Source organism: Nitrosomonas sp. (assembly GCF_019635155.1).
Taxonomy (GTDB): Bacteria; Pseudomonadota; Gammaproteobacteria; order Burkholderiales; family Nitrosomonadaceae; genus Nitrosomonas.
The window spans coordinates 23,033-46,219 of record NZ_JAHBZY010000011.1 but is presented as its reverse complement, the minus strand read 5'-3'; the positions used below and the strand labels follow the sequence as shown (position 1 = coordinate 46,219).

Genomic DNA, 23,187 nt, shown 5'->3' with positions numbered 1-23,187 from the left:
TCTTGTTATTCTCTCAGCGGCCGTTTGGCAAGTTTGCGTTGTAACGTCCGGCGATGCATATTGAGTATTCTGGCCGTCACTGAAATATTGTTGTCATTTTCAGTGAGAATTCGTTGAATATACTCCCATTCCAACCTGCCAACCGATAACGGATTCGCGCTGATCGGTATGCTGGATTCGCCGGTGATACGCTCGAAAGCAGCCATAATTTGATCCGCATCAACCGGCTTGGCCAAATAATGGGTAGCGCCCAGTTTAATCGCTTCAACCGCTGTGGCGATGCTGGCATACCCCGTTAGCATCACAATACGGGTCCCGGGATCCAGCGCCCGCAGTTTTTCCACCAACACCAGACCGGATTCACTGGACAATTTAAGATCCACGATCGCATATTCCGGCGTCGACTGCCCGGCCAAATTCAGTGCATCGTCAATCGTATGCGCGCAAGTGACATCAAAGCCTCTTTTTTTCATAGCTTTGGTCAATACTTCACAGAATACGGTATCGTCATCAACGATCAGTAAACTGGGTTTCTCGCTACTATCAATAACAATCGGATCATCCATGTCCGTGATTTCCAATCAACGGCAAAACGACTTGCGTGCAAGCACCGCCATCCTCTAAATTAAATAACCTGACACTGCCACCATAACGTTCGATATTGGCATTCGCGAGAAACAGACCTATCCCGAAACCTTGTCCGGGCGCTTTACTGGAAAAGAAGGCTTCTCCCGCGCGCTGCAAAGCTTCAGGTGACAGTCCTTTGCCATCATCGATAATGTCAAGATTCAGAATCTGATGGTCCCAATTGCTATGGATCGTTACGCATTCTGAAGATGCATCAGCGGCGTTATTAAACAAATTTAACAGTGACTGGCTTAATAATTGACTATCCATAATTTTCGGCGTAGGTTGCGTGCCAGTTGCTTGATAGGTAAATTTTGCAGAAGGCCGAATCAACTTCCATTTATCAAGTACTTGCCGTAAAAATTCATCAACCGGCAATTCACTGCCCTGTTCCGTTCTGCTTTGTCCCGCTTTAGCCAGCAAATGGGTGAGTGTTTGCTTACAGTGCGTAATCTGATCACGAAGAATATGAATACTGTTCTGGAATTCAGCATCCTCCCGATACTCCTGCTGCAATTCCCCGGTGATAACAGCCATCGTCGACAGCGGCGTACCCAGCTCATGGGCAGCACCGGCTGCTAACGTGCCGAGCGCTATGATCTGTTCATTGCGTAGGGCATGTTCACGCGCTTTGGCGAGATCCTGATCCCGTTCCCGAATGGATGCGCTCATTCTTACTACAAACCATGCAATGATTACGGTGCTTAAGACGAATGCCAGCCACATACCGGATACATGCAACGCAAACTCGACCAGATGCTTGTTATGATCATGCGGTAATGGCACATAATCAAATAACAATAGGGTATAGCAAGCGATCGTAATGGCCGCCATACTCCAGGTATAGCGCCACGGCAGCGTAGCAGCTGCAATGGTTAGAGGTAATAAATAAAGCGAGATAAATGGATTTGTTGAGCCGCCGCTAAAAAATAATAAAGCGCTGAGCGCCAAAACATCGATCAGCAACTGTACAAAGAATTCCAAATGCGATACCGGCCATTTCCGGCGTAATCGAATACACGTCAACAGATTCAGCGAAGCCAATAAGACAACGACAATAATCATTTCCGTCCAAGGAATTACAATATCAATTGTCCAATAAACGATTGCGAATGTGAGACATTGCGCGATGATGGCGATATTCCGCAGCAGAAACAAACGATACAGGTTCTTACTGAGTGGTGATTGACTTAGATCACTAAACATTCGATAGCAATTACAACAAACTTTGTCTTTTGGTTAATCTTGGAACATTAGCGCAAATTCTATATTTTGGCTATGCGACAAATTGTCTCAGGTCTTTCTCAAAATCAAAATTGAACAATGCTTTTAATCAATGTAGGCGATGTTCATCATATAGATAGAACTACCCCGAGTGGTTTGCATCAACTTGAGTACCTTTCAGAAAATGTTATAATCGCGCGCTAGTTTGATTAAATGTTAAATGCATTCGTGCAAGTCAAATTAAATTCACACATTCAGTTTTGTTGTTTCGATTTAAATCCGGAAATAGCAAAACGCGAATGGAGGCTCAATCCTAAAGGAGAAATTCATGTCAGTAACAATGCGGCAAATGCTGGAAGCAGGCGTTCACTTTGGCCATCAGACACGCTTCTGGAATCCCAAAATGGCACCGTATATATTCGGTCATCGTAATAAAATTCATATCATCAATCTTGAAAAGACTTTGGTGATGTATGAAGAAGCCATGAAACATGTCCGCCAATTATCAGCAAACAAGGGAGTTATTCTATTTGTCGGCACAAAACGGCAAGCTCGCGACATCGTACGTGAAGAAGCTGCACGCTGCGGCTCCCCTTACGTGGATCAGCGCTGGTTAGGTGGGATGCTGACGAACTTTAAAACAATCAAACAATCCATCAAACGCCTCCATGACATGGAAACGATGGTTAACGATGGCACATTGGATAAACTCGTTAAAAAGGAAGCTCTCGATCTGCAAAGAGAACTGGACAAACTCAACAGCAGCTTGGGCGGCATCAAGGAAATGAAGGGCTTGCCGGACGCACTCTTCGTGATTGATGTGGGCTATCAAAAAGGAGCTATTACTGAAGCGAGAAAACTGGGAATCCCTGTTATCGGAGTCGTCGACACCAATCATAATCCGGAGGGATTGCAATACATAATCCCAGGAAACGATGATTCAAGCAGAGCGATACGCTTGTATGCAAGGGGTGTTGCCGATGCCATCTTGGAAGGACGCAATCAATCCATTCAAGAAATCGTTGAAATGAGTGAAGAAGCTCAATAAGTTAACGCTTTTTCAATTCATTCTTCTTAGTCTTAGTGATTGCTGGCAACTCGGGATAGAGAAATTAAACCGTTCCCGGTGATTCAAAAAAATCATCGGTAATTTGCCAGCAACAAGAATACTTAGAGTTAATCGAACTACTCAAAAATTGCTTTTTCGACAGCAATTATTCATAAATCATTACTGTATCTGGAGCAAATATGGCGGAAATTACCGCAAGTATGGTTAAAGAACTTCGTGAGATGACAGGGCTTGGTATGATGGAATGCAAAAAAGCTTTGACTGAAACGAATGGCGATATGAAAGCAGCAGAAGATCTGTTGCGCATTAAAAGTGGTGCTAAAGCGAGCAAAGCAGCCGGCAGAATTGCAGCCGAAGGCGTGATTGGCGCATACGTTTCTGCGGATAACAAATGCGGCGCGTTGGTCGAAGTAAATTGTGAAACAGACTTTGTTGCCAGAAATGACGACATCATCAATTTTGCCAAGAATCTGGCGGAACTGGTAGCCATGAAAAATCTAACCGATATCGCTGCATTAAGCGATACCCCGTTGCAGAATGGCGAAACAGTTGAAGAAGCCCGTAAAGCTTTGATCATGAAGCTGGGAGAGAATATCAGTATCCGGCGCAGTGGACGGCACATAACCGAAGGCCGATTGGCCTATTATCTCCATGGAACCAAGATCGGTGTGATGGTTGACTATACTGGCAACGATGACGTTTTAGGAAAGGATATCGCAATGCATATCGCTGCAAGCAAACCGATCTGTGTATCGAAAGATCAAGTACCGGCAGAAGTATTAGAACATGAACGTCAGATTTTCACCGCACAAGCTGCCGAGAGCGGCAAACCTGCCAATATCGTTGAGAAAATGGTTGATGGCCGCATCACAAAATACCTTGCGGAAATAACATTATTGGGTCAGCCGTTTGTTAAAGATCCTGAACAGACTGTAGAGAAACTGCTGGCAAAAAAATCCGCCGCAGTCAATGGTTTCACCATGTTTGTTGTGGGCGAAGGAATAGAGAAAAAAATTGAAAACTTCGCAGAAGAAGTAAAAGCGCAGATGGGACAAAAAAATTAAAGCCCCCCTTTCACTGACTGAATCCACTATCAATGACCGCTGCTGTCTATAAACGCATCTTACTGAAATTGTCTGGTGAAGCCCTGATGGGTGAAGACAAATATGGAATAAACCATGCGGTTATGAGCAGGATTGTTGCCGAAGTCAACGAAGTCAGCAAATTGGGAGTTGAAATTGCTATCGTCGTGGGCGGCGGAAACATTTTCCGTGGCATGAAATCCGCGAATGACGGGCTCGAACGTGTTACTGCAGACTATATGGGAATGTTAGCTACAGTCATGAACGCTCTGGCATTGCAGGATGCAATGAAATTAGCCGGAATGGTTCCGCGCATTCAATCGGCTTTACGCATTGAGCAAGTGGTAGAACCTTATATCCGTGGCCGCGCAATACGTTACTTGAAAGATGGTAAAGTCGTAATATTCGCTGCAGGAACGGGAAATCCATTCTTCACGACCGACACTGCAGCGGCGCTGCGCGGCATGGAAATGAATGTTGATATCATGCTGAAAGCGACAAAAGTTGATGGCGTCTATACCAGCGACCCGAACAAAAATCCCAATGCCACCCGCTTTGAAAAATTATCATTTGATGAAGCCATTTCAAAGAACCTGCAAGTTATGGATGCAACAGCATTGACATTATGCCGGGATCAGAAATTACCGCTCAGCGTATTTAGCATTTTTAAGACCGGTGCTCTTAGACGTATAATAACGGGAGAAAGTGAAGGGACTTTGGTAACTGTTTGACTCTGAATAATCGGAAATGCTTGAGAATAGCTGTAAAAGGAATAGATACTATGATTGCCGATGTAAAAAAATCTGCTGAGCAGAAAATGCAAAAAAGCCTGGAAGCATTAAAGGTGGATTTGAGCAAAGTGAGAAGTGGCAGAGCACATACAGGCTTGCTGGATCACGTTACAGTGGATTATTATGGTGCGCAAACTCCGATTAACCAAGTCGCCAATATCAATCTCATTGATGCCCGTACAATTGGCGTCATTCCTTGGGAGAAAAAAATGGCTAACGCAATCGAAAAAGCCATTCGGGATTCTGATTTAGGTTTGAATCCGATGCCAGTCGGTGACACCATACGCGTTCCCATGCCTGCGCTCACGGAAGAACGCCGTCGGGATTTGATAAAGGTCGTAAAACATGAAGCTGAGACAGTGCGCGTTGCAATGCGCAATATCCGCCGTGATGCCAATGCGCATTTAAAAGAATTGCTGAAATCAAAAGAAATTTCTGAAGATGATGAGCGGCGCGGACAAGATGAAATACAAAAACTAACCGATCGTTTCATATCCGAAATCGACAAGGTTTTGCAGGTCAAGGAAGCCGAACTTATGGCTGTCTGATATGCTTGAAGGCCCCGGTTCAACTCACTCTCCTCCTGAAGCAAGCTCAGTACCGGCACATATTGCAATTATCATGGATGGTAATGGGCGATGGGCGCAAAATCGTTACATGCCAAGAATTGCCGGCCACAAACAAGGCGTGGAAACTGTTCGTGGTGTAATCAAAGCGTGCATGGAACGTGGTGTCTCGTTCCTCACGCTATTTGCTTTTAGTAGTGAAAACTGGCGCCGTCCGTCCGACGAAGTCGCTTCTTTGATGCAGCTTTTCCTAGGTGCATTGGAGCAAGAAATATCCAAATTGCATGAAAATGGCATACGCTTCAAAGTCATCGGCGATTTATCCAAATTTGAACCTAAAATCGTTGAATTCATTGATATTGGGGAAAAATTAACAGTCAATAATACACAGCTCACATTTACCATTGCAGCTAACTATGGAGGGCGTTGGGACATCATGCAAGCAATGCGGAAAATGATGGCCCAGTCAAGAGAATTGCCCGCTCATATTGACGAAGATACCTTCTCTCAATATCTTTCTATGAGCTATGCACCCGAGCCGGATCTATTCATCCGCACAGGCGGGGAATATCGAATCAGCAATTTCTTATTGTGGCAACTGGCATATACCGAATTGTATTTCACTAATACCTTATGGCCGGACTTTGACACGCAAGAACTGGAACTGGCCATTCAATCTTATCAGCAACGCGAGCGGCGATTCGGGCGTACCAGCGAACAACTGCAAATGGTATTATCTGCTGAAGGTTAACTAGAGTTTCTTCATGCTTAAAACCCGAATCCTGACAGCAAGTATCATTTTGCCTTTATTCCTTTCCGCATTATTCTATTTTCAAGATATCTTCTGGGCCATCGTTTTACTTGCACTGACAGTGATTGGTTCTCGCGAATGGAGTCGGCTCGCGCAATTTTCCGTAAGAAATACCATTATTTTTATGTTATTGACTACGTTATTGGGTGGCGAACTTTTACTTCAAGTGAGCGAAGCTGTAAAAATTAACCCGCTCTCTACGGAGTTAATCTGGGTATACTGCTTATCGGCAATTTTCTGGATCGTTGCGGCGCCGCTATTTCTGAAGCAATCCTATACAATCACAAAACCTATCATCTGGATGCTGATTGGCTGGATTTTACTGTTACCAACTTGCGTGGCACTTTATCAATTACGCGCGATCAGTCCGCTATTATTGCTGGGTTTAATGGCAACCATTTGGATATCTGACACTGCTGCCTATTTTACCGGCCGATCCCTCGGAAAGCACAAGCTAGCTCCTCAAATCAGTCCCAATAAAACTTGGGAAGGCGTCGCGGGAGCGCTTGTTGCGGTTTTAATTTATGGCCTTCTATGGGATCTTTGGTCAGAAACAGAATCATTAACGCTCACATTGGTACCGTTGCTGATAATACTGGCTGTTTTAGGCATTATCGGCGATTTATATGAATCATTAGTCAAACGCCAAGCTGGTATTAAAGATAGCGGCAACATATTACCGGGTCACGGTGGAATATTGGATCGAATCGACGCTTTGATATCCGCCCTTCCATTTGCCATATTGGCCATTCTTGTTTTTTATTCTCCTGCAACATGAAAACTATTCGCCAAATAACCATACTCGGCTCGACCGGCAGCATTGGAGACAGCACTCTGGATGTCATTGCGCGTCATCCCGACCGTTTTCAAGCGTTTGCACTGACTGCCAACCATAATGTTGAAAAAATGCTTTCGCAGTGCCGCCGCTTCCAACCGCGCTATGCGGTCATGCTGAATGAAAAAAGCGCGGAACAATTGGCCGATGCCATTCGGGCGGATGGTATCAAGACCGAAATATTATCAGGCATAGAATCATTGGAAAAAGTAGCTTCCCTGCCGGAGGTTGATGCAGTGATGGCCGCCATTGTCGGCGCTGCGGGAATCCGTCCAACTTTTGCTGCAGCACGTTCCGGGAAATTAGTATTGCTTGCGAATAAAGAAACCCTGGTAATGGCTGGACGAATTTTTATGGATTTAGTACGAGAAAACCGTGCCGCCTTGTTACCCATTGATAGTGAGCACAACGCAATCTACCAGTCACTGCCGCATCAATTCGACGGTGATTTTACCACTGCAGGAGTCAGCCGCATTCTACTCACGGCTTCCGGAGGGCCTTTTCGTTGCGCTCCGATCGATTCCCTGGAACAGGTAACACCTGAACAAGCGTGCGCACACCCCAATTGGGATATGGGGAAAAAAATCTCCGTTGACTCAGCCACCATGATGAACAAAGGACTCGAAGTCATTGAAGCGCATTGGCTGTTTGACGCTCCGGCAGACAAGATTCAGGTTGTCGTACATCCGCAAAGTGTCATCCATTCGATGGTTGCCTATGTCGATGGCTCAGTCATTGCGCAACTGGGCAACCCCGACATGCGTACGCCGATTGCGCATGCGATGGGTTATCCGGAGCGGATCGAAAGTGGCGTCTCGGCTTTGGATATGTTTAAAGTCGCTCAACTTGATTTTGAAGAACCGGATTTTAATAGATTTCCATGCTTGAGGCTGGCATACCAGGCATTGACTACTGGCGGCAATATGCCGGCAGTGCTCAATGCCGCCAATGAAGTCGCGGTAGAATCCTTTCTTCAAAGGCGTATGCCCTTCACGGCCATTCCGATAATGATTGAAAATGTAATGCGCACGATCAAGCCGGAAGATCTGACATCGTTGGACGATGTATTAAGAACGGATAGCCTTGCTCGTGAGAAAGCGCATGAATGGCTGACCACTTTGCAATAATGCAAAAAATATTCGCGGATCACAAGGGGTTTGGATTTCATTTTTTCCAATTAATGATAGTATTCGGAGTTCATACAGCACAATGCATAAAAATAATAAAGACATGCACTCAGCGAAACCTTCATCGACTTGTATTACCTTCTTAATCAGTTGATATGTCGATAACTTACACCATCATTTCTTTCGTTCTTGCTCTTGGCATCTTAATCACGTTCCATGAATTTGGCCACTATCTGGTTGCTCGATGGAATGGTGTAAAAGTTTTACGATTTTGTATCGGCTTTGGGCAACCCATTTTTCGGCGATATTGGGGAAAAGATCGCACAGAATGGGTGATCGCTGCCATTCCTCTGGGCGGATATGTCAAAATGCTCGATGAGAATGAAGGCAGAGTTGCTGCTGCGGATTTACCCCGTGCTTTTAACCGTCAACCGGTCGGCCGGCGTTTTGCGATCGTAGCCGCCGGTCCCATCGCCAATTTCCTGTTGGCGATTGTTTTATACTGGTTGCTTTTTATCCTCGGTGTCCATGGAATGAAACCCATCCTTGGACCGGTCGAATCCGGAAGTCCTGCAGCTTATGCGAACTTTGAAGAAGGTGAAACGATTACTCAGATCGAAGACGAACCCGTTTCCAGTTGGCAGGATGTACGCTGGACATTATTGCGATATGCGGTTGACCAATCCCCCAATGTAAAAATCCAAACCATCGATAAAAATGGTAGCACCTATTGGCGTCAACTGAATTTAAGTCAAATAGACCCGAATAAGCTCAATGAAAATTTTCCGGGAATCATCGGCTTAACAAGCTACCAGCCAGTATTCGATCCCATTATCGGGCAAGTGATTGCGGATGGCGTTGGTTCTCGCGCCGGCTTGCAGGCGGGTGACGAAATCATCGCCGCCAACCATACCGAAATCCTGACTTGGATGGATTTTGTTAAAGAGATCCGATCAAATCCTGGAAAAATGCTTGAATTGGAAATCTTGCGCCACGGTCAAATGATCACCCTCACGGTAACACCTGAAACAACCACTGAAAGTGGCGTTCAAGTCGGTAAAATAGGCGTTGCACCAGTTGTGAATCAAGCTGAAATCGATGCGCTACTTGTCACAGTCAGCTACCCGACCGGCCAATCGTTGCACAAAGCTATCTTGAAAACATGGGAAACAACTGTTCTGACATTGCAAATGCTTGGTAAAATGATCACTGGCGATGTATCTTGGAAGAATGTTAGTGGTCCGATTTCAATCGCCGACTATGCCGGTCAATCGGCTCAAATGGGGTTGGTATCCTACTTGGCGTTTCTTGCATTGATCAGCGTCAGCATCGGAGTTCTCAATTTATTGCCAATCCCGATCTTGGACGGTGGTCATTTAATGTACTATCTTATTGAAATTGTAAAAGGCAGTCCTCTCTCAGATAAAGCCATGTTAATCGGACAGAAGATCGGCTTGACCATGCTACTCATGCTAATGACTTTTGCCATTTATAATGATATCAATCGGCTTATTACTGGTTAAATGATGAAATTCCGGCTTTTGGTTGCACTTGTTTGCCTCTTTCAGGCTTTCTCAACCTGGGCCAATGATTCGTTCATCGTCAAGGATATCCGCGTTGAAGGCATCCAACGGACAGAGGCAGGTACCGTATTCAGTTACTTGCCTGTTAAAGTCGGCGACCTGATGAATGAAGAAAAAGCGACGGAGGCAATCAAGGCGCTCTATGCCACCGGGTTCTTCAAGGATGTTCGTTTAAAAAACGAACATGATGTTCTGATCGTAGAAGTGATCGAACGCCCTGCGATTGCTCAGATAATTATCAATGGCGCCAAGGAATTTGAGAAAGACAAGTTACTGGATGGTTTAAAACTGGCCGGTATTTCGGAATCGCGAATTTTCAGCCGCTCACTGCTGGAGCGTGCCGAATTGGAATTAAAACGCCAATACATCAGCCGAGGTAAATACGCCGTCAAGATTACAACCACCACCACACCGCTGGAACGTAATCGCGTTGCGATCAATTTTGATATCAATGAAGGCCGCACGGCAAGAATCAGAAAAATAAGCTTTGTCGGCAATGATAAATTTCCTGATAAAGAACTTCGTGGATTGCTCGTGCTTAGAAAACCGGATTTGTTAAGCTGGTTCACGAAAAATGATCAATACTCCAAACAAAAGCTCGCCGCCGATCTGGAGACACTTCGCTCATATTACCTGGATCGAGGTTATCTGGAGTTTAATATCGAATCCACGCAGGTATCCATTACACCGGATTTACGGGATATCTATATCACCATCAATCTGACCGAAGGCGATCAATACACAGTCTCCGATATTAAAGTTGCCGGTGAAACCTTGATTGGCGAAGAGGAAATCCGAAAATTAATTCTAATCAAACCAGGGGAAGTTTTTGCGCGCCAAAAACTGACCGAATCCATCAAGGCGATCACCGACCGTTTGGGCGATGACGGTTATGCATTTGCCAACATCAATGCCAATCCGGAAATAGACGCCGAGAATCGGCAAGCGGCGTTCACTTTCTTTATAGATCCGGGGCGGCGTGTCTATGTCCGGCGAATTGACATCGAGGGTAACGACCGTACCCGCGATGAAGTCATACGCCGTGAATTCCGTCAAATGGAAGGTGCATGGTATTCAACGAGTAAAATCGACCGTTCCAAAGTACGCGTCGACCGGCTGTTTTTCTTCAATAGCGTCAATGTAGAAACACCGGCTGTTCCGAATAAAACGGATCAGGTGGACATTAAAGTAAAAGTCGAAGAAAGACCCACGGGGTCCATCATGTTTGGTGCCGGTTATTCGGATCGCCAGGGATTAATTCTGAACGGTTCGGTCTCACAGAACAATATTTTTGGCACCGGTAACTTTTTCAGCCTGGATGTCAATACTGGCGCTATCAACAAAACCTATGCCGCGTCCTTCACCAATCCATACTTTACGATAAATGGCGTAAGTCTTGGTTTTGATATCTATAAACGTGATCTTGATACACGACCGTTGACCCAATTCGGTGAATTTAAAACCGAAACCGTCGGCACAGGTTTCCGTGTGGGCGTTCCCATAGCGGAAAATGACATCGTGTCATTAGGTCTGGCTGCGGAAAATACCAACATCAGTACCTTTGCGAATAGTCCGACGCGTTATACGGATTTTGTCAAAGAGTTCGGTCACTCGACAAATAACTTTCCACTCACTTTGAGTTGGTCGCGAGATCGGCGTGATAGCGCCATTTGGACCACTGCAGGCACTACGCACCGCTTGTTCGGTGAAGTCAGCGTTCCTGGAGGGGATTTAAACTATTACAAAGTCAGTTACCATCAGAAATGGTTTTATTCTTTCACTGATTGGATGACTTTAATGATCAATACCGAAATCGGTTATGGTGATGGTTATACTGGTCATAGCCTGCCTTTCTTCAAAAACTTCTTTGCCGGCGGTAATAATTCGATTCGAGGTTACGACTTAAATTCCTTGGGGCCGCGTGATCAATTTCTTAATAACATATCATCGGTAAACTCAAGGTTGTTCGCGATCGGTGCCAGCAAGCGAGTAGTCGGCAATGCGGAGCTCATGTTCCCTCTTCCTTTTCTTAAAGACGATCGATCATTACGGCTCAGTTTTTTTGTTGACGGCGGAACGGTATTCAATAAATTCAGCAAGCCTGGGCCACAAAATGACCTGGGTGAACTTTTGCGCTATTCGACCGGGATCGCACTCACCTGGGTATCGCCGATGGGTCCGTTAAAAGTCAGCTTTGCCGAACCGTTGAACGATATACCCAGCGATAATCTGCAAAGATTTCAGTTCATGTTCGGTCAACAATTCTGAGTTTATTTGAAATCCTGTCACACGTGAACAAGCTAATAGAGAGTACTCAACAACGTTATGCGATAGCACTGATACTCTTAGTCATCGCAGGATTTGTTGCAAATAGCCCCGTCTTAGCGGAAGCAATCAAAATCGGTGTGGTTAACACCGAAAGAATCTTACGTGAATCCATGCCGGCCATCCAAGCTCAAAAAAAAATCGAGCAAGAATTCATTCCACGTGATGAAGAAATTAAGAAAATGGCCCTACAAGCCAAGAATCTACAGGACAAGCTTGAGAAAAGCGGTATGACAATGGAAGAAAACGAACGGCGCAATTTGGAAAGAAATCTTGCCAATCTGAGCCGGGAGTATCAACGTGCACAAAGACAAATGCGAGAGGATCTCAGCGTACGCCAGAACGAAGAATACAGTACCATTCTGGAGCGCACTAATCGCGCCATCGATCAAATCGCGGAAAAGGAACGCTATGATTTGATCTTACAATTGCAAGACTCGGTATACCGGAGCCAACGCATCGATATCACCGACAAAGTTATTCAAGTGCTCGAAAACGAATAAAGCACGCGACCTACAAGCGGCACCAATAAGTATCGAGCAGCATCACTCAGGGCTAAAAGGAAAACACCATGAATATTCACGAAATTCTGAAATATTTGCCGCACCGTTACCCGATATTGCTGGTAGATAAAGTCATCTCACTCGAAGCAGGAAAAGACATCGTTGCGTTAAAAAATGTATCCATCAATGAACCTTTTTTTTCCGGACATTTTCCACATTACCCGGTAATGCCGGGGGTATTAATCGTTGAAGCGCTGGCACAAGCCGCTGCACTGTTGACGCTCAAAACCGAGAATGCCGTCAACAAAACCGACTCGGTTTATTACTTTGTCGGTATTGACGGCGTACGTTTCAAAAAACCCGTTTTGCCGGGCGATCAGCTTATACTAAAAGTGGCTATCGAACGTCAGATCAAAGGCTTATGGAAATATTCCGCACGCGCCGAAGTGGATGATCAACTCGTTACCGAAGCACAATTAATGTGCACTTCACGCGCCGTATAATCCGATTGGCTTCCATTGTATTCATTGCCAGCCACCGCCGGGAGCGACCGGGTCTGCGGCGTTGATGAGGCCGGACGCGGGCCATTGGCCGGACCGGTTTACGCCGCCTGCGTAATTTTAAACCCGGCCTATGCTATTGATGGCTTAGCCGATTCCAAGCAGCTCAGTGAAAAGCGGCGCGAGGCGCTGACTGTTGAAATCAAGCGACATGCATTCGCTTGGGCAATTGCACTCGCTACGGTACAGGAAATCGATCAGATCAATATCTTGCAAGCAAGTCTGCTCGCCATGCGGAGAGCTATCGAAAGCTTGCCGCTCTCACCGGCGCTGATACTGGTCGATGGCAAACACAGTCCGCGCACCGATTACGAAGTACAGACTATTATCGCAGGCGATCGTTTAATCCCGACAATCTCTGCCGCATCGATCCTCGCCAAAACCGCGCGCGACGCTGAAATGCTGCGATTACACTACCTTTATCCGCAATACGGTTTCGACCGGCATAAAGGCTACCCGACTCAAGCACATTTGAAAGCACTTCAACAACACGGCGCATGCGACATACACCGGAAAAGTTTTGCGCCGGTCAAAAGAATAATTGGAGAAAACAGGATTATTAAATGAGAAACCTGCCATTAAGGCGGGTTTCTAGCGACGACTTAAAAACAGATTCTATGGATTACTTTCTACGTTTTGCAGAAAAGCCGAGCAATCCTAATCCTACCAACAGCATTGCATAAGTCTCAGGCTCAGGAATAGGAGAAATCTCCAAAGACGGTATCAGGAATTGACCTCCGTAATAGCCTGTTAGATCATCAGGTGCGACGGTTGCTTCCAAACGTGCAGCGAAATATTGACCGCTTAATAGCGAGGCATTTAACAGTGCCGTTACATCAAAGTTACGAACTTCTCCGCCCGAATAAGTGAAAGTATCGATCGCAGTCCCCATGAAACGGTCACTGATTGAAATTACACCATCGGCATCGTTGCCAACGTAGAGCTTAATCTCCGCAGGACCCGACCCTCCATATAACGAACCAAAATTCCAGTTCAGAATAGCACTTCCAACCGAAGATACCGAACCCAAATCAAAAATCGCATATGGAATGTCAATAAAACCGGGATGATTCAATGCATAATTTCCCGTCCCCAGGCGATCTTCTGCTCCCTGACTGTAGAATGGGGAATTATCGACAATCACTTGATTATCGATCAAGGGCGCTGATGCAGCCATTACTGTTGCAGGTATTGTTACAGATAAAACAAGCACCCCAAACATTTTATTGTATATTGCTGTCATATAAATCTCCTCAACGAAATAGCACAATTTGATCGTCAACTAGAAAATCGCCGACTAGTCGAAATTAACTAATTATAATATTACAATCAATAGTATATTATTAGTACAGTTGTCCTGGTTTGTCCTAGAACCAAGCTGCAACCCTCTTCACGCGTCGATTATTTTGCACTCATATAAGGGAAGAAAACTTTAGGCGTATAATGCCGGTTATTACGCGTCATCTGGAGAATAAAAATTTGTCTTCATTTGACTTCAATCCATAACTCAATAAAGGATCCATATCAAATGCGCGTTGAAAAGAATACCGTAGTTTCAATTAATTACGAATTATCCGATGCTTCGGGAAAAATCCTGGAGAAAACCGATTCTCCAATCAGTTATTTACATGGAGGTTACGGTGGAATTTTTCCATTGGTCGAGGAAGCATTGCATGAGATGGAAGTCGGTTATTCCTGTTCAGTTTCGATGAAACCGGAAGACACTTTCGGCGAATACGACGCCGAACTGATTCGTGTTGAACCGCGCAGTTCATTTCCGGACAATGTAGCGGTCGGCATGCATTTTGAGGGTGGCGCAGAAGGTTCGGATGATTTTATTATCTATAAAGTCACCGACGTTTCCGACGATTCGGTGATTGTCGATGGCAATCATCCGTTTGCAGGCATACAAGTCGTTTTCGCCTGCACGGTCACCGATGTACGCCCTGCCACCCCGGATGAAATTGCGCACCAGCATGTACACGGGCCGCATGGCCATGCACATTAAGAACCGTTGAAGAATCTCTGTGTTGCCATTACAGCGTCAGAAACAGATTTAAGAGCGCATGCATGACTTATAAACTGCGCTTTTCACCTGTTTTTGGCTTAAGCAACTTTCCCGAACGTGCTTCTCAACAGTCTCTCAGTAAAAAACAATTGACTTGATAGTTGATTATTGCTTTTCAGTGGTTTCCAGCGTCTTTTTTAAAACGTAGAGCTGTTCCAATGCTTGTTTGGGGCTTAAGTCGTCCGGCGAAAGAGTATGCAACAGCGTAATAACGGGGTGTTGTTCCTGGACATCCTCGAACGGTTCAGGTTTCGAAATTGAAAATAGATCCATCTGCGGTACCGATTTCACGCTTTCCTGCTCCAGTTTAATCAGATGTTTTTTTGCTTGCCTGATAACCGGCTCAGGAACACCGGCCAGCGCTGCCACCTGCAATCCATAACTCTGACTTGCCGGGCCTTCGGCTACTTTATGCAAAAAAACGATGCGATGTTTGTACTCCACCGCATCCAAATGAACGTTCCACAATTGTTTGAATTCTTCCGCCAGTTTGGTCAATTCGAAATAGTGCGTAGCAAACAACGTAAAGCTACGATTCTTGGTCAAAAGATGCCGGGCAATCGCAAACGCCAAGGCTAAACCGTCAAATGTCGAAGTTCCACGCCCGACTTCATCCATCAGCACCAAACTTTGCGCGGTGGCGTTATGCAGAATATTGGCGGTCTCGGTCATTTCCACCATGAACGTCGAGCGCCCGCTGGTCAAATCATCGGCTGCGCCGATGCGAGTGAAAATTTGATCCAGCAAACCGATACGCGCATTTCTCGCCGGTACGTAACTGCCGCAGTGCGCCAACAACGCGATCAACGCGATTTGCCTCATGAATGTTGATTTACCACCCATATTAGGACCGGTAATCATGAGCATGCGTGGCTGGCCGGCATGTTCGGAACCCAGCTGCACATCATTGGCAACAAAGTTTTCCACTTGCCGTTCTACCACCGGATGGCGTCCTGCTTCAATCGACAACACATCGTCATCGCCCAATATCGGCGCCGTAAAATCCAGTACTTGCGCACGCTCGGCAAAGGCGCACAAACTGTCGATTTCGGCAATACTGGTAGCCACCGACTGCAGCAACTGAATGTGCTGTGCCAATGTTTCCAGCAATTCGTCGTATAAACATTTCTCTCTTGCCAGCGCCCGCTCTTGCGCGGATAACGCCTTGTCCTCGAATGCTTTTAATTCCGGCGTAATATAGCGCTCGGCGCTTTTCAGCGTTTGCCGGCGGCGATAGTCATCCGGGACTTTTTCACTGTGTGCATGAGTAACTTCGATATAAAAACCATGCACGCGGTTATATTCCACCTTCAGATTCGGAATACCCGTGCGCTCTTTCTCGCGAAGCTCCAGTTGCAGCAAAAATTCCCCGCAATTGTTTTGCAATGCGCGCAACTCGTCGAGTTCGGCATCATAGCCATTGGCAATGACATTACCTTCACGCAACACCACGCCCGGCTCCGGCAGTAACGCGTTATTTAAAAGCTCAGCCAAATCACGGTCAATTTGTAATACTTGCAGCAATCGATCAATATGCTCACTGGTACAAGCGCCTAATGACTGAATAATTTCAGGTAATAACTGCAGACTGTCACGTAAACCCGACAAATCCCTGGGCCGCGCTGTCTTGAGTGCTATGCGGGCCGTAATCCGTTCAACATCCGCAAGTCGGCGTAACAAGATTCTTGCCGCCAAAAAATGATTCTGTGCATTCTCTCCAAAGAGCGCCGCGATACTATCAAGCCGTCGCTGTATCCTTACCCGGTCACGTAACGGATGATGCAGCCAATGCTGCATCAATCGGCTGCCCATATTGGTCGAACAGGTATCCAGCAGCGATAACAAAGTGGGTGAATTTTCGCCGCGGATCGTTTCGGAAATTTCCAGGTTCCGCCGCGTTGCGGCATCCATCCTCACATACACGCTGGTGCGTTCGGCTTGCATCGACGTGATATGCGGTACTGCCGATCCTTGTGTCAAATGAATATAATCCAACAAGGCCCCAGCCGCGCATAAAGCGATCGGCATATCGTCACAACCGAAGCCGGACAGATCGTATGTCGAGAACTGCCGAGTCAAGCGATTGACCGCATTATCCCGGTCGAATTGCCATGCTGGCAGGCGTTTTATGGCCCAGGCTTTGCCTTGCAAATGATCTTGCGGCAACGACTCCGGCAACAGAATCTCCGAAGGCTGCAAACGCTCCAACTCACTCAGCAGTTGCGGCGGCGATATTTCCAGCATCCGCATTTGACCTGCCGACAAACTCAACCATGCCAATCCCAATGTCGAGTCCTGCGTAAACAGGGCCAGCAAAATACAATCACGTTTGTCTTCGAGTAGCGCTGCATCAGTCAAAGTACCCGGCGTAATAATACGAGTCACTTTACGAGCAACAGGTCCCTTGCTGGTCGCCGGATCCCCTACTTGTTCGCAAATCGCAATCGACTCGCCGGCTTTAACCAGTTTTGCCAAATACTGCTCGGCTGCGTGATACGGCACCCCCGCCATTTTGATCGGCTCCCCGGCGGAAGCGCCACGCTGCGTCAAGGTAATCCCTAATAATTTCGCCGCCTTCTCGGCATCGCCAAAAAACAACTCATAAAAATCCCCCATCCGATAAAACATCAACATATCCGGATGCTGTGCTTTAATCTGAAAATATTGTTGCATCATAGGTGTGTGTTTCTGCTCTATATCCATTAGAATTCCGGCCAATATCAATATAAAATCTTTAAAATATAGTTATTTGCAAAATATAAAGAGTTCCATAATATCTCACTATGTTCCTTAAAATCCCACACAATCTCATAAATTAGTGTAGCATTTAGTATAGCTATAATAAGTGTACTTTTTGTTAATCTAAAAAAACTATACTAAGCAGAATAAAATGCTTGGTTTGTTTAATCAAATATAAAACTAAATTAACCGAAACTGGAATCTTATTGTGAAGGATCAAGAAAATAATAAACCACTATCATCTCGTGAAATTGCAACAATGAAACCGGGTGATACTACAAAGTCCGATATCGGTGAGAATCGTGGGCTTAGGGTAAGTTGTGGCAGATCAGGCACAAAAACTTTTTTCTATAGATACCGAAGCCCTGTTACAAACAAACTTGTTCAAATGAGACTTGGACATTTTCCTACTATGTCACTAGCTGAGGCAAGGATCAAACTTCAGGAATTTAGAGCAATAAGAAATTTAGGGCGCTGCCCTGCGACTGAACTTAAATCGCAACAAAGACAAATAGCTCAACAATCACTACAAGAACAATCAATTAACGGTTTTACTGTTAAAGCAATGATTGAGCTATATCTTACCCAGCATATAGAAGATAGATTAGTTAACGGAAAGATAATTTCTGGGGCAAGAAAGCCAAAAGGGCAATCAGAGGTCAGGAGAACTTTATATGGAGACGCCGTTAGAGTACTTGGCAATATGCCTGCTTGTTTGGTTACACGAAAGAATGTTGTTAATCTAATCATGGAAATTGTGGAACGAGGTGCAAACGTACAGGCAGGCAATGTATTAAGAGAACTTTCAGCTGCATTTGATTATGCAATCGGCTTAGAGAAATTTAGTGAGGACTTTGCAAATCCTGCATTACTTGCAAAATCTGGATTGAGACAAGCAAAAATAAAACTCACTCATCAAAAGGGTAAACGTATTCTTAGTGACAATGAACTAAAAAAACTCCTTAGCTGGCTACCTGGATCAGTTTTCACTCCCACCCAAAAGAACGTAATTCGGTTTACTCTTTGGACAGCTTGCCGAACCGGTGAAGTTTGCGCCGCTTCTTGGACAGATATTGATCTTAAGAGCAAAACCTGGCACTTGAAATCAGATAAAACAGGCATAGAAAGATATGTACAGTTGCCATCCCAAGCTGTGGAATTTCTAATGCATTTGAGATTGTCAACCGGCGAATATTTATTCCCCTCTCAGAAAACTGGTTTACCAATTCAACAAAAGTCTTTGACTGAACAAAGCTGGCATTTGAGAGAATCCAAAAGAATGCTAGACATAGAACATTGGACCCCCCATGATTTAAGAAGAACTGTGCGAACTGGTTTATCACGATTAGGTTGCAGAAACGAGGTTGCTGAGGCAATCCTTGGTCATTCAAAAAAAGGGATTGAAGGAACTTATGATTTGCACAGCTATGAAGCCGAGTGCCGTGTATGGTTACAAAAATGGGCAGATCATCTCGATAACCTTATGTTGTCACCGTAATCAATAACCCAAAGCCAGTAATTATCAATGCTCAATCCCGATTCCACTAATTTTAGAAAGAACGTTGTTTTTTCTAAAACTTAAAATACAAAGGTGGCTGATATGTGTGGATATTGTTACGAATGCATCATATTGCATGTTGTGGAAACTGGCCATAGAGGTACTAAAGGTTACCGGTTTAGCTATCTCCAGGAATCGGAGGATATTAAAACTGAAATTCAACAACTGGAAGATCCCAACAATCCGGAGCCACTGATTGATCTGGCATTCTGCCGATTATATGACCATTATTTTGCCCACGGCTTTGATGTTGAATTATTCGATACCCTGCAAGACAGATTTGGACAGGAAGCCATTCAAGCCTATCTCAACAGAAGACAAGCCAGTTCCAGCGAAATATTGAAAGCGGAACTCAGTGATATAAACCTGTTAAGCGATGAAGCCTGCTGGAATCAGTTCATTACGGATAAAGAACGCATTTTCAAAAATGCCCTGGATTTGTTGAATTTCTATCACGACTGGTGGCTGCTTGGTATCGGTAAAGAAAAAAGTGAGCCACTTCAGAGGATGGAACAAACTGGAATCATGGATCCCATTGACAATACCACCCTCGCTGAATGGAATAGATTCGATGCGTTATATCCTGCGATATCCTTTGCCCTGTCATTTATCATCCACCATCACGGCAATTCTGAAATTATCCAGAAAATTGCATTAACAAACCTGGAAGACGTGCCTGATATGTGGGGCAAGGATTTGTGGCTACAACGGCGAGCCATGATTGCCTGTGTACAGCGTGATGGGCTTTCGTTTATCATGAATAACCTGAATCAAATCAGATATGAATTGATCTACTACATTTTGTTGAAGATAGATACCAGCTCCGCTGACTTGAAAAAATTAAAGGAAGCTATTCTGACTGAGGATGAGCACCCAATGCGGGGAATGATGGAATCCGAGCATATTATTGAATTGATGAATAAATTCGTTGATCAACCTGCTTAATTAAAGTTAAGCGAATTTATAAAATATCTGGAAGATGGTTTCTATCTTTCTGCTACCTAACTATCGTACTTGTTTCTCACAAAATCATTTAATGACTTTCGCGTCAAAAGGGTAGTGACGCGGTCTGTGTTGAATACTGATCCATTGATCAGTCGTGAATGCCGCCACGGCCCAAGCGCCATTGAAGCGGCCAACTCCTGAATTCTTTTCGCCACCGAATGGATTGTAAGGTAAATCATTAACCGGCTGGTCATTGATATGCGCCATGCCTGATTCGAGTTGCTGTGCAAAACGGAGGCCGCGCTCCACATCTTGCGTAAACACAGCGGCAGCCAACCCAAGGTCGGTGTCGTTAGCGATATTCAATGCATCGGCTTCGTTGCGTGCACGCAAAATCGGTGCAATGGGGCCAAACGATTCCGTCTGTGCCACTGGCATTTGATTGGTTACTTGAGAAAATACATGAGGTGGAAGTACTAGGCCTTGCGCTTCACCACCGACCATTTGATGCGCACCCGCTGAAACGGCGTCTCGAATTCGTTGTTGCAAGCCATTTAATTGGGATTTGTTGATGATAGGGCCGATCATCGTATCAGGTGCATCCGGATCACCTGCTTTCAGTTGGCGCACCCGATCGGCAAAGCGCTCCACAAACTCATCGTGAATCCGGTCATCAATAATAAAGCGATTAACGCTCATGCAAGTTTGGCCCTGGTGCAGAAATTTACCGAATACGGCAGCCTCTACTGCTTGTTCCAGATCGGCATCATTCAATACCACGAACGGGCCATTCCCGCCCAGCTCCAATTCAAGCCGTTTTAGCATTGGCCCTTCGGCAGCCAGTCTGGCAATATTGCGGCCAACCGGTGTTGAACCGGTAAACGATATGACGCGAGGAATAGGGTGGGTAACAAAGGCATCGCCAATTTCGCTGCCTGCACCCACGATAACGCTGAGCACACCTGGGGGTAACCCCGCTTCTTCAAGGATTTTTGCAAACAGCAATCCGCCCGTTATGGGGGTATCGCTCGCTGGCTTGACCACGACAGCGTTACCGACCGAAAGCGCGGGCGCTGCGGAACGAGCGGTGAGCTGGAATGGCCAATTCCAAGGACTGATCACACCGACAACGCCGACGGGTTTACGGTACATGCGGCTTTCCTTGCCGGGGATATCCGCCGGAAGAATCCGGCCTTCCACCAGATAAGGCAGCGTGGTTGCCTCGAGCAGCACGCCATGCACGGCGTTCCATTCCAGGTTGGCTTTAATACGCGTGCCGCCGGACTCATGAATGATCCACGATACGATTTCTTCACGGCGCGCTTCCATGATCTGCGCTGCGCGGCGCATGATGGCCGCGCGCTCGCCCGGTAATAATGCCGCCCATTCGTGCTGCGCTTTGGCGGCACCATGATAGGCTTCATCCATGTCATCGCGATTGGCATGTGGAATTTCGGCAAGAACAGTGCCATTATAAGGATTCAAGTCACTTAGAACCTTTGCTCCCTTGCCATGACGCCATTGACCATTGATCAATAATTGATCGAAATTTGAATAAGGCGGTGGAGATTCTTTTTTATTTTCCATCATGCACTCTTCCTGTTTGTTTTACCAAAATCCAGTTGAAGTTACTTGGAGGAACGTTGGTAAACGTTACTGCAGCCGGATAATCGGTTTAATCGTGATGCCCTTCTCACTATCTACAGCGGCCTGATTGATTTGATCGAGGGAATAGAACTTCACCAGCTTGTCAAAAGGAAATCTTCCCTGCTGATAAAGCTCAACCAGTGCTGGAATAAAAAGATCGGGTTTGCTATCGCCTTCGATGATTCCGATAATCCGTTTTCCTGCCGTCATCACCCCGTTCACATCGAAGCTCGCTTCGGTACCCAAGGCAGGTGCACCGACAATGCCGCATATTCCCCGGATAGCCAATGCATCAATGGCTTGACGCAATACCGCAGGACGTCCGCTCGATTCCAGCGTGAAATCAGCGCCACCATTCGTTATTTTGTGAACCGCTTCGACCGGGTCGGTTTCCCGGCTGTTGATGGTATGGGTTGCCCCGAGTTCCATCGCCAAGACCAAGCGTGAAGGAACCACATCGGCCGAGATGATGGTCGTAGCACCGGCAGCACGTGCCGCCATCACGGCACTGAGTCCTACTGCGCCGCCGCCAAAAGCTGCAAAAGTGCTACCCGGATTAACTTTGAGTGCGTTCATGACAGCTCCGGCACCGGTCTGGATGCCGCAACCTAGTGGGCCAAGAAGCTCCAAGGGTGCATCTTTGGGAACTTTGATGACGTTGCGCTCATGCACCAGCGCAAAGGTGCCAAACGACGATTGCCCAAAGAAATGATCGTGGATCGGTTCTGGTGTGTTGCCTGTTGTAAGGGTTGACGTGCTGCCGTCTTCGCGCGCACCATTGAAATTCAGCGCATAAAATTGCTCGCAATAGGTCAAATCACTGCGCAGGCAGGGCTTGCAGTGGCCGCACCACATATAGGTCAGCACCACATGGTCGCCAACTGCGACTTTCTTCACATGGCTACCAATCTGTTCGACCACTCCCGAGCCTTCATGCCCTAATACCACTGGCAGAGGCACTTCGTAGAGCTGATCGCGCGCAACCATATCGGTATGACACATTCCCGTCGCTACGATGCGGACGCGCACTTCATCGGATCGCGGATCATCCTGCATCAGGTCTTCAATCTGAAAAGGCCCGCCTTTCCGGCGGACGACGGCTGCCTTGATTTTTTTCACGGGTACCT

At 46.0% G+C, this 23,187-nt stretch carries 21 protein-coding genes; 15 read left to right on the top strand and 6 right to left on the bottom strand.

The genetic code is table 11. From position 1 onward, the window contains the following. Positions 1 to 5: 5 nt before the first annotated feature. On the bottom strand, positions 6 to 566 hold the full coding sequence (locus KF839_RS09090; protein WP_292917520.1) for a response regulator transcription factor: 561 nt from the start codon (positions 564 to 566) through the stop codon (positions 6 to 8). Then, positions 559 to 1,833 carry an ATP-binding protein gene (locus KF839_RS09085; RefSeq protein ID WP_292917519.1) on the bottom strand — a complete coding sequence of 425 codons (1,275 nt, stop codon included), beginning with the start codon at positions 1,831 to 1,833 and terminating at the stop codon, positions 559 to 561. The genes KF839_RS09090 and KF839_RS09085 overlap by 8 nt, the downstream gene beginning before the upstream one ends. Before the next feature lie 346 nt (positions 1,834 to 2,179). Between KF839_RS09085 and rpsB the strand changes: the two genes are divergently transcribed. From rpsB to rnhB, 12 genes are all read left to right on the top strand, one after another. Continuing rightward, positions 2,180 to 2,899 carry a 30S ribosomal protein S2 gene (gene rpsB, locus KF839_RS09080; protein ID WP_292917518.1) on the top strand — a complete coding sequence of 240 codons (720 nt, stop codon included), beginning with the start codon at positions 2,180 to 2,182 and terminating at the stop codon, positions 2,897 to 2,899. 200 nt (positions 2,900 to 3,099) lie between these two features. Further along, on the top strand, positions 3,100 to 3,984 hold the full coding sequence (gene tsf, locus KF839_RS09075) for a translation elongation factor Ts (RefSeq protein ID WP_292917517.1): 885 nt from the start codon (positions 3,100 to 3,102) through the stop codon (positions 3,982 to 3,984). A gap of 32 nt (positions 3,985 to 4,016) precedes the next feature. Beyond that, entirely contained in the window at positions 4,017 to 4,733 is a 717-nt protein-coding gene (pyrH, locus tag KF839_RS09070) for a UMP kinase (protein WP_292917516.1), read from the top strand. Between the two features lie 50 nt (positions 4,734 to 4,783). Continuing rightward, complete coding sequence (gene frr / locus KF839_RS09065; RefSeq protein WP_292917515.1) at positions 4,784 to 5,341, top strand: ribosome recycling factor; 558 nt, start codon at positions 4,784 to 4,786, stop codon at positions 5,339 to 5,341. Position 5,342: 1 nt separating this feature from the next. After that, positions 5,343 to 6,110, top strand: coding sequence for a polyprenyl diphosphate synthase (uppS, locus tag KF839_RS09060; RefSeq protein ID WP_292917514.1), 768 nt, complete (start codon positions 5,343 to 5,345; stop codon positions 6,108 to 6,110). Between the two features lie 13 nt (positions 6,111 to 6,123). Then, positions 6,124 to 6,948: a phosphatidate cytidylyltransferase gene (locus tag KF839_RS09055; protein ID WP_292917513.1), complete on the top strand. Its 825-nt coding sequence runs from the start codon at positions 6,124 to 6,126 to the stop codon at positions 6,946 to 6,948. Then, positions 6,945 to 8,132, top strand: a complete 1,188-nt coding sequence (ispC, locus tag KF839_RS09050; protein ID WP_292917512.1) for a 1-deoxy-D-xylulose-5-phosphate reductoisomerase — start codon at positions 6,945 to 6,947, stop codon at positions 8,130 to 8,132. The genes KF839_RS09055 and ispC overlap by 4 nt, the downstream gene beginning before the upstream one ends. Positions 8,133 to 8,287: 155 nt before the next feature. Further along, entirely contained in the window at positions 8,288 to 9,655 is a 1,368-nt protein-coding gene (rseP, locus tag KF839_RS09045; protein ID WP_292917511.1) for an RIP metalloprotease RseP, read from the top strand. A 3-nt stretch (positions 9,656 to 9,658) separates the two neighbouring features. Continuing rightward, positions 9,659 to 11,983 carry an outer membrane protein assembly factor BamA gene (gene bamA, locus KF839_RS09040; RefSeq protein WP_292917510.1) on the top strand — a complete coding sequence of 775 codons (2,325 nt, stop codon included), beginning with the start codon at positions 9,659 to 9,661 and terminating at the stop codon, positions 11,981 to 11,983. Between the two features lie 68 nt (positions 11,984 to 12,051). Further along, on the top strand, positions 12,052 to 12,543 hold the full coding sequence (locus tag KF839_RS09035) for an OmpH/Skp family outer membrane protein (protein ID WP_292917570.1): 492 nt from the start codon (positions 12,052 to 12,054) through the stop codon (positions 12,541 to 12,543). A 68-nt stretch (positions 12,544 to 12,611) separates the two neighbouring features. Next, positions 12,612 to 13,046 (top strand): 3-hydroxyacyl-ACP dehydratase FabZ, encoded by a 435-nt coding sequence (fabZ, locus tag KF839_RS09030; RefSeq protein ID WP_292917509.1) that lies wholly within the window; start codon positions 12,612 to 12,614, stop codon positions 13,044 to 13,046. A 15-nt stretch (positions 13,047 to 13,061) separates the two neighbouring features. Beyond that, positions 13,062 to 13,670: a ribonuclease HII gene (rnhB, locus tag KF839_RS09025; protein ID WP_292917508.1), complete on the top strand. Its 609-nt coding sequence runs from the start codon at positions 13,062 to 13,064 to the stop codon at positions 13,668 to 13,670. A gap of 55 nt (positions 13,671 to 13,725) precedes the next feature. On the opposite strand, the gene KF839_RS09020 is transcribed toward rnhB, so the two are convergent. Further along, positions 13,726 to 14,346, bottom strand: coding sequence for a PEP-CTERM sorting domain-containing protein (locus KF839_RS09020; protein ID WP_292917507.1), 621 nt, complete (start codon positions 14,344 to 14,346; stop codon positions 13,726 to 13,728). A 285-nt stretch (positions 14,347 to 14,631) separates the two neighbouring features. Between KF839_RS09020 and KF839_RS09015 the strand changes: the two genes are divergently transcribed. Beyond that, positions 14,632 to 15,111, top strand: a complete 480-nt coding sequence (locus tag KF839_RS09015) for an FKBP-type peptidyl-prolyl cis-trans isomerase (RefSeq protein ID WP_292917506.1) — start codon at positions 14,632 to 14,634, stop codon at positions 15,109 to 15,111. 165 nt (positions 15,112 to 15,276) lie between these two features. Here the strand turns inward: KF839_RS09015 and mutS are convergent, their stop codons facing one another. After that, entirely contained in the window at positions 15,277 to 17,874 is a 2,598-nt protein-coding gene (gene mutS / locus KF839_RS09010) for a DNA mismatch repair protein MutS (protein WP_292917505.1), read from the bottom strand. 244 nt (positions 17,875 to 18,118) lie between these two features. Here mutS and KF839_RS09005 point away from each other — a divergent pair, with 244 nt between their 5' ends. Beyond that, entirely contained in the window at positions 18,119 to 19,408 is a 1,290-nt protein-coding gene (locus KF839_RS09005; RefSeq protein WP_292917504.1) for a tyrosine-type recombinase/integrase, read from the top strand. A gap of 141 nt (positions 19,409 to 19,549) precedes the next feature. Beyond that, a complete protein-coding gene (locus tag KF839_RS09000; RefSeq protein ID WP_292917503.1) occupies positions 19,550 to 20,413 on the top strand; it encodes a hypothetical protein in 864 nt (287 codons plus the stop codon). 84 nt (positions 20,414 to 20,497) lie between these two features. On the opposite strand, the gene KF839_RS08995 is transcribed toward KF839_RS09000, so the two are convergent. Then, positions 20,498 to 22,003, bottom strand: a complete 1,506-nt coding sequence (locus KF839_RS08995) for an aldehyde dehydrogenase family protein (RefSeq protein WP_292917502.1) — start codon at positions 22,001 to 22,003, stop codon at positions 20,498 to 20,500. Positions 22,004 to 22,066: 63 nt separating this feature from the next. Then, positions 22,067 to 23,179, bottom strand: a complete 1,113-nt coding sequence (locus KF839_RS08990) for an NAD(P)-dependent alcohol dehydrogenase (protein ID WP_292917501.1) — start codon at positions 23,177 to 23,179, stop codon at positions 22,067 to 22,069. Between the last annotated feature and the right edge of the window lie 8 nt (positions 23,180 to 23,187).